General features: G+C 42.2%; 6 protein-coding genes. All 6 read left to right on the top strand.

Annotated features, from left to right (window positions below; all coding sequences use genetic code 11):
* Positions 1-2 precede the first annotated feature (2 nt).
* The 6 genes from mraY (at position 3) to WC743_RS19365 (ending at position 7,610) form a co-directional block, all read left to right on the top strand.
* A complete protein-coding gene (gene mraY, locus WC743_RS19390; RefSeq protein WP_373014657.1) occupies positions 3-1,220 on the top strand; it encodes a phospho-N-acetylmuramoyl-pentapeptide-transferase in 1,218 nt (405 codons plus the stop codon).
* A gap of 41 nt (positions 1,221-1,261) precedes the next feature.
* Positions 1,262-2,620: a UDP-N-acetylmuramoyl-L-alanine--D-glutamate ligase gene (murD, locus tag WC743_RS19385; RefSeq protein ID WP_373014655.1), complete on the top strand. Its 1,359-nt coding sequence runs from the start codon at positions 1,262-1,264 to the stop codon at positions 2,618-2,620.
* 61 nt (positions 2,621-2,681) lie between these two features.
* On the top strand, positions 2,682-3,827 hold the full coding sequence (locus tag WC743_RS19380; RefSeq protein ID WP_373014653.1) for an FtsW/RodA/SpoVE family cell cycle protein: 1,146 nt from the start codon (positions 2,682-2,684) through the stop codon (positions 3,825-3,827).
* A 114-nt stretch (positions 3,828-3,941) separates the two neighbouring features.
* Entirely contained in the window at positions 3,942-5,045 is a 1,104-nt protein-coding gene (murG, locus tag WC743_RS19375; RefSeq protein WP_373014659.1) for an undecaprenyldiphospho-muramoylpentapeptide beta-N-acetylglucosaminyltransferase, read from the top strand.
* A gap of 212 nt (positions 5,046-5,257) precedes the next feature.
* Complete coding sequence (gene murC, locus WC743_RS19370; protein WP_373014650.1) at positions 5,258-6,613, top strand: UDP-N-acetylmuramate--L-alanine ligase; 1,356 nt, start codon at positions 5,258-5,260, stop codon at positions 6,611-6,613.
* Positions 6,606-7,610, top strand: coding sequence for a cell division protein FtsQ/DivIB (locus tag WC743_RS19365; protein ID WP_373014648.1), 1,005 nt, complete (start codon positions 6,606-6,608; stop codon positions 7,608-7,610). Before murC ends, WC743_RS19365 begins: the two co-directional genes overlap by 8 nt.
* The last annotated feature ends 1 nt before the right edge of the window (position 7,611 follow it).

Raw genomic sequence — 7,611 nt, 5'->3', positions numbered from 1 at the left:
ATCTGAATAAAAATTACAGCATCCCGGGTACAGGTGTATTCCAGTACTACACATTCCGTATGGCTATGGCGGTAATTGTATCGTTATTGGTAACTACTGTTTATGGCCGCAGACTAATTGATTACCTGCGTTTTAAACAAGTAGGCGAAACAGTAAGGAATTTAGGTTTAGAAGGCCAGATGCAAAAATCAGGTACGCCTACAATGGGCGGCCTCATTATTTTGTTAGGTATTTTGGTGCCTACGCTATTGTTTGCCAGGCTTGATAACATCTACATTATAATGATGCTGGTTACCACTGTTTGGTTAGGCGCTATTGGCTTTTTAGATGATTACATAAAGGTATTTAAAAAGAATAAAGAAGGCCTTGCAGGCAGGTTTAAAATTACCGGTCAGGTTGGTTTGGCCATATTTATAGGGTGGACAATGTACTTTAACAGTAACATTACCATGAGGCAGGAAGTTAAGCTGCCGGTTAAGTATGATGTGCCTGTAGATTTTCATATCCGTGGTGATAAACAGGTTTTGACCCAGGATATTAAGTCGACTAAAACTACCATTCCTTTTTATAAGAACAATGAATTTGATTATGGTAAGGTGCTGAAATTTTTAGGGCACGGCTATGAGCAGTATGCGCTGCTGGTGTTCATGTTCTTCGTGATCATTATTATCACCTTTATATCAAACGGGGCCAATATTACTGATGGTATTGATGGCCTGGCAACAGGTACATCGGCTATAATAGGGCTAACGCTGGCTATACTGGCTTATGTTTCGGGTAACACCCTGATAGCCGATTACCTGAATATTATGTATATCCCCAACTCGGGAGAGCTGGTGATTTTTGCCGGTGCATTTGTTGGTGCGTGCGTTGGGTTTTTATGGTATAACTCTTATCCGGCACAAGTATTTATGGGCGATACCGGCAGCTTAGCCATAGGGGGTATCATTGCGGTGTTTGCTATTGTGATCCGTAAAGAATTACTGATACCGGTGCTTTGCGGAATTTTCGTGATAGAGAACATGTCGGTTATTATACAGGTAGGTTGGTTTAAAATTACCAAAAAACGTTTTGGCGAGGGCCGCAGGGTGTTTTTAATGGCGCCCCTGCATCACCATTACCAAAAAAAGGGCTTCCATGAGTCAAAGATAGTGACCCGTTTCTGGATCATTTGTATTATGCTGGCCATTATAACGGTAATAACGCTGAAATTACGATAGAGATAAGAATCAAGATACAAGAATCAAGAGGTAAGACAAAAGTGAACAACAATAAAAACATATCAACCAAAAGGCTTGCCATTCTTGGCGCCGGCGAAAGCGGCGTTGGGGCAGCATACCTTGCCTTACAGAAGGGGTATGATGTTTTTGTTTCTGATTTTGGGCCGGTTGCAGATCATTATAAGCAACAGCTGCAAAGCTGGAATGTGAAGTTTGAGGAGAACGGTCATACCGAGGCGGAGATACTAAGCGCCGCTGAAGTAGTTAAAAGCCCGGGTATACCTGATAAGGCCCCGATTGTAAAGAAACTTGTAGAGAATAACATCCCGGTAATATCCGAAATAGAATTTGCAGGCAGATACACCGATGCCAAAATGATATGTATTACAGGATCAAATGGTAAAACAACTACCGCAAGCCTTACTTATCATATCCTGAAAAATGCGGGCTTTAACGTTGGCCTTGCAGGCAACATTGGTAAAAGCTTTGCCTACCAGGTAGCTACCGAAAAATATGAATACTATGTGCTGGAGATAAGCAGCTTTATGCTGGATAGCATGTATAAGTTTAAGGCAGATATAGCCGTATTGTTAAACATTACGCCCGATCATTTGGATAGGTATGATTATAAACTGGAGAACTATGCGGCATCCAAATTCAGGATAACACAGAACCAAACCGGCACCGATCATTTTATTTATTGTGCAGATGATGCCGAAACAATAAAGGTAATGGAAGGCAAAAAGATAGCGGCGCAGCAACTGCCGTTCTCGATACAAAAAAAGATTACAACGGGAGCATATCTCGATAAGGACAATATTGTCATAAACATACACCAACAACATTTTACAATGTCAATTAATGAACTGGCCCTGCAGGGAAAGCACAACATCTATAACTCTATGGCATCGGGTATCGTTGCCAAGGTGCTTGAGCTACGTAACGAAACGATGAGGGAGAGCATGGGTAACTTTCGCAATATTGAGCATAGGCTGGAGTCGGTTGGTAAAATATCTGGCATCAGCTTTATTAATGATTCAAAAGCTACCAATGTAAACTCTACCTGGTATGCCTTAGAAAGCATGACAACTGATGTAGTATTAATAATGGGCGGTGTCGATAAAGGCAACGATTACAGCATGCTTAAACAATTAGTTAAGCAAAAAGTAAAGGCCATAGTATGTTTAGGTAAAGACAACAAACGTATACACGATGCTTTTGAAGACGATGTAGAGGTAATAGTAAACACATCATCAGCTGCAGAAGCTGCACAGGTGGCGTATCACCTGGCAGAAAAAGGCGATACCGTGTTGTTATCACCCGCATGTGCAAGCTTTGATCTGTTCAAGAATTACGAGGACAGGGGCAGGCAGTTTAAAGAAGCAGTTAAGGAACTATAGTTTAAGAGGTTAGAGTCAGGAATCAAGAGAAGATTTGTGAGATCACAACAATAAATAAGGCATGAATCAAATACTCAATAATGTAAAAGGCGACCGGTGGATATGGCTTATTGTCATATTGCTATCGGTATTGTCGTTGCTGGCTGTTTACAGCTCTACGGGTACGTTGGCTTACAAACAAGGTAAGGCAAATGAAACGTATCTGATAAAGCACATGGCCATGATATTGGGTGGTATTGCGCTTATGTATGTATCGCACAGGTTAGATTATCGCTGGTACGCGGGGATCTCAAAAATACTGATGGTTATTACCATTCCTTTATTGCTATATACTTTGCTGTTTGGTAACCACGTGAATGATGCAAGCAGATGGATAGCTATACCAGGAACAGGTTTAACCTTCCAAACTTCTGATTTGGCTAAACTGGCATTAATTACTTACCTGGCACGTACATTATCGCGCAAGCAGGAAAATATTAAGAATGTAAAGCAATCATTCATCCCTATTATGGGGTCGGTTTGTGTGGTGTTTATATTAATAGCGCTGGCTAACCTTTCTACAGCGCTTATGCTGTTTGGTGTGAGCATTTTACTGCTTATCATTGGTCGTATCAGCATCAAACAAATAGCGGTGGTTTGCCTGGCAGGTGCCGTATTGTTAACAGGTGTTGTAATGTTAGGCCCGCGTCGTAAAACATATATTTCACGTATCCATGCGTTCATGCATCCGGAAACGGCTAATAAAGATAAATCGTTCCAGTCAGATCACTCCAAGATAGCTATTGCTACAGGTGGTGTATTAGGGAAGGGGCCTGGAAACAGCACAGAGCGTAACTATTTACCGCACCCATATTCAGATTTTATTTATGCAACCATTGTTGAAGAATATGGTTTAGTAGGTGGGTTTATGCTGGTAGGTATTTATCTGTTCTTGTTATACAGGTGTATAAAAATTGTCACCAAAGCGCCAAAGGCGTTTGGGGCATTGCTGGCAGCGGGGTTAAGCTTTAGCCTAACCATACAGGCCTTTGCCAACATGGCGGTTGCAGTAGGTTTAGGCCCGGTAACGGGTGTGCCATTACCACTTGTTAGCATGGGAGGTACATCTATACTATTTACGAGCATAGCGTTCGGTATCATATTGTCGGTTAGCCGTGATATTGATGAACCCAAAAAAGTACTTGTAGGAGAAATAAGAGAAGCGTAAGCCCCCTACCCCCTAAAGGGGGAATGGAATAAATGATTAAAGAGCAAATGAAGATATTAAATAGCCATAAAGTTGTTCAAAAACTCCCCCTTCAGGGGGCTGGGGGGCTACGTCGTGGGTAAACGTGTCATCATTAGCGGCGGCGGTACAGGAGGGCATATCTTCCCTGCTATTGCTATTGCCAATGCTTTAAAAAAGCTTGATCCTGCTATTGAGATATTGTTTGTAGGCGCAAGTGGCCGTATGGAAATGGAAAAGGTTCCGGCTGCGGGTTATAAAATTATAGGGTTAGATATCCAGGGGATCCAACGCAAGTCCCTCTGGAAGAATGTGATGTTCCCGGTAAAGTTATTAAGAAGTGTGCGCAAGGCCGTTCAAATAATTAAAGATTTTAAGCCCGATGCGGCGGTTGGTGTGGGTGGTTATGCTTCTGGCCCGCTTTTATACGCGGCCTCATTAAGGGGGATCCCTACATTAATACAGGAGCAAAACTCTTATGCGGGCATTACCAATAAATGGTTGGGTGCTAAGGCAAAGAAAATATGTGTGGCTTTTGATGGTATGGAGAAGTTTTTTCCGTACGACAGGATCATTAAAACCGGTAACCCCATCCGTAAGGAATCGGTAAATATTGCCGGTAAGCACATGCAGGCACTGGAGTTATTCAAGCTATCGTCATTTAAAAAAACGATACTGATAACCGGCGGAAGCCTGGGCGCACGTACACTGAATAACAGCATACTGGCAGGTATTGATAAATTGATAGCTGCCGATGTGCAGGTGATATGGCAAACGGGTAAGTTTTATTATAAAAGCATACTGGACGCTTTAGGCCCTAACCCCCACCCGGATATATGTGTGGTGGAGTTTTTAAGCCGTATGGACCTTGCTTTTGCTGCCGCGGATATAATTATATCAAGGGCGGGCGCCGGCACCATTGCCGAACTGTGTGTGATTAAAAAACCGGTGATACTGGTGCCATCGCCAAACGTGGCGGAGGATCACCAAACCAAAAACGCGCTTGCATTAGTAGAAACAAACGCGGCCATATTTGTTGCCGACAGGGATGCCGAAGCAAGACTGGTTGATAAAGCATTGGAGCTTTTAAATGATAAGGAATTACAAAGAAAATTAAGCAATAACATTGGCGCGCTGGCCCGTCCGGATGCTGATGAGATTATTGCAAAAGAAGTTATCCAAATAACAAACAACAATTAAGTAAGCTTCTCCGTCCGCGATGCGGGCGGAAAGCTTGTTATTAGTTGGATTAGTGAATGGAGAGTAGTTAGGATTAGTGAGTAGTTTATTAAGTGATTAGAGAGTAGTTAAGAATATACGGAATAATAAAAAATAAAAGCGTTGACGAGTTAATATAGCTGGCAAAAAACCACTCACCACTTAACTCAATCAACCATTCATCAAAATAACAAATGGAATTAAGCAACATACAAAGAGTTTACCTGGTTGGGATAGGCGGCATAGGCATGAGCGGCCTGGCACGCTATTTTCATCATTTGGGTTGCGTTGTATGTGGTTACGATAAAACGCATACTGCCTTAACAGATAGTTTGCAAAACGAGGGGATCCGGATAGTTTTTGAAGATAACCAGGACTGGATACCTATGAGTTTTCAACAACCATGCGATAGTACGCTGGTTATATTTACACCTGCTATTCCAAAAGATTCGGCTATTTTAAATTACTTTCAGAGAAAAGGCTTTGAACTGCAAAAACGCTCACAAGTATTAGGGTTAATTAGCCGGGGCATGTTCACCATTGCAGTAGCGGGTACACATGGTAAAACTACTACATCGGGCATGATAGCGCATATCCTCAAAGATTCCGGTAAAGATTGTTCGGCGTTTTTAGGTGGTATCTCATCTAACTATCAAACCAATGTGCTTTATGGCGATAACAACATTGTAGTGGTTGAGGCCGATGAGTATGACCGCTCGTTCCTAACCCTTAATCCGGATATTGCCATTATTACATCAATGGATGCCGACCATTTAGATATTTACGGCGACCATGCACAATTAACAGAATCATTCCAGCTGTTTGCATCGCAAATTAAACAGGGTGGGGTATTAATATACAAAAATGGTTTGACGTTGCCCCGAGGCCTAACCTACGCTATTGATGGGCAGGCTAATTCGGTAGCATCAAATATCCGAATTGAGGAAGGTAACTTTTATTTCGATTTTAAAAATGCCAGCACATCAATCCCCAATATAAAAATGGGCATTGCCGGGGTGCATAATATTGAAAATGCCACGGCTGCTATTGAGGCGGCCCTGCATGTAGAAGTATCGCCGGATGCGATACACGAGGCACTGGGTTCTTTTAAAGGCATTAAGCGCAGGTTTGAATATATAGTAAGGAACGACAGGCATATTTACATTGATGATTATGCGCATCACCCCGAAGAATTAAGGGCTGCCATAACATCGGTAAAAAGGCTTTTTCCTGATAAGAAGCTAACGGTTATTTTTCAGCCGCACTTGTTTACCCGCACGCGCGATTTTGTAGACGGCTTTGCCGAAGTGCTTGATATGGCCGATGAACTTTTACTGCTTGATATTTATCCCGCCCGCGAATTGCCAATAGAAGGGGTGACCAGTGAAATGATCATCAGCAGGATGAAATTAGCAAACAAGAGAATTTGCGGAAAGCAGGAGAGTATTGAAATAGTAAAGAGTGAAATGCCCGGGCTGTTGTTAACCGTGGGGGCAGGAGATATTGACCAATTGGTTGAACCTTTAAAACAAGCTTTAGAAAATGTTTAAGAAACGCATTTGGAAACCGCTGCTTGTTGGCCTTGGCTGGACTATCTGCCTGGCTGGCCTGGTGGTGCTTATGAGTTTCATTCAGGTAAAAAAATCTGAAGTGGTTTGCAAGGGTATCAAAGTGTTTATACCGGGTAACCAGTATTTTATTGACAGGCAGGAAATTGATAGAATTTTAGAGATGAGCAGCCACACATTAGTTGGCCGCCGTATTGATAATATTAATATCCACGAACTGGAAAACAAACTGAAGGTTAATCCATTTATTGAGTTTGCAAAGGTTTATGTTGATATGGACGGCACTATACATGTGGAGGTAAGCCAGCGCCAGCCCATACTTCGTATCATGAACCGGTTCGATCAGGATTTTTATGTAGATCAGCATGGATTGAAAATGCCGCTATCGCAAAACTTTACCGCGAGGGTGCTTGTAGCCAATGGTTTTATTGACGAGCTTTTTGCCAAGAAGGTAGATTCACTGCATACCGTTTTGGCAAAAGATATATTCCGTACGGCTGATTTTATAAGGCGGGATTCGCTTTGGGATGCCCAGATAGCACAGATCTATATTAACGAGCAGCACGAAATTGAATTGATACCACGGGTAGGCAACCAAAGGATCCTGTTGGGCAATGCCGATTCATTAAGCCTAAAGTTTAACAACTTAAAAGTGTTTTATAAACAGGCGCTGCCATTGGTAGGGTGGGATGCGTATAAGCTCATTAACATTAAATATTCAAACCAGGTAATAGGGGTTAAAAACGAAACCCTGCAAGATTCATTAAAGACTGCAGCGGCCCGTAAAGCAAAAACTGCCGATTCATTACAGGTGAGCATGGCCGCTATTAAAGAGAAGCGGGACTCTGTTATTACCTCGGTTATAAGCGATGAGGTTGATAAGCCCGAAGAAAGTAAACCGGCAACAGTGGATAAGCCAAAGGTTGAAAAACCAACAACAAATAAAACGGATAAGAAGACATCTATTAAAAAGCAATAAT

This window comes from Mucilaginibacter sp., from assembly GCF_041660805.1.
Lineage (GTDB): Bacteria > Bacteroidota > Bacteroidia > Sphingobacteriales > Sphingobacteriaceae > Mucilaginibacter.
Note: the sequence above shows the minus strand (reverse complement) of the source record. Positions and strands in the feature narration are given on the sequence as shown.

What these genes read in the sequence shown, in the direction of transcription:
- WC743_RS19380 (WP_373014653.1), top strand. Translation starts at nt 2,682, where the DNA reads ATGAATCAAATACTCAATAATGTAAAAGGCGACCGGTGGATATGGCTT.
- murC (WP_373014650.1), top strand. Translation starts at nt 5,258, where the DNA reads ATGGAATTAAGCAACATACAAAGAGTTTACCTGGTTGGGATAGGCGGC.
- WC743_RS19365 (WP_373014648.1), top strand. Translation starts at nt 6,606, where the DNA reads ATGTTTAAGAAACGCATTTGGAAACCGCTGCTTGTTGGCCTTGGCTGG.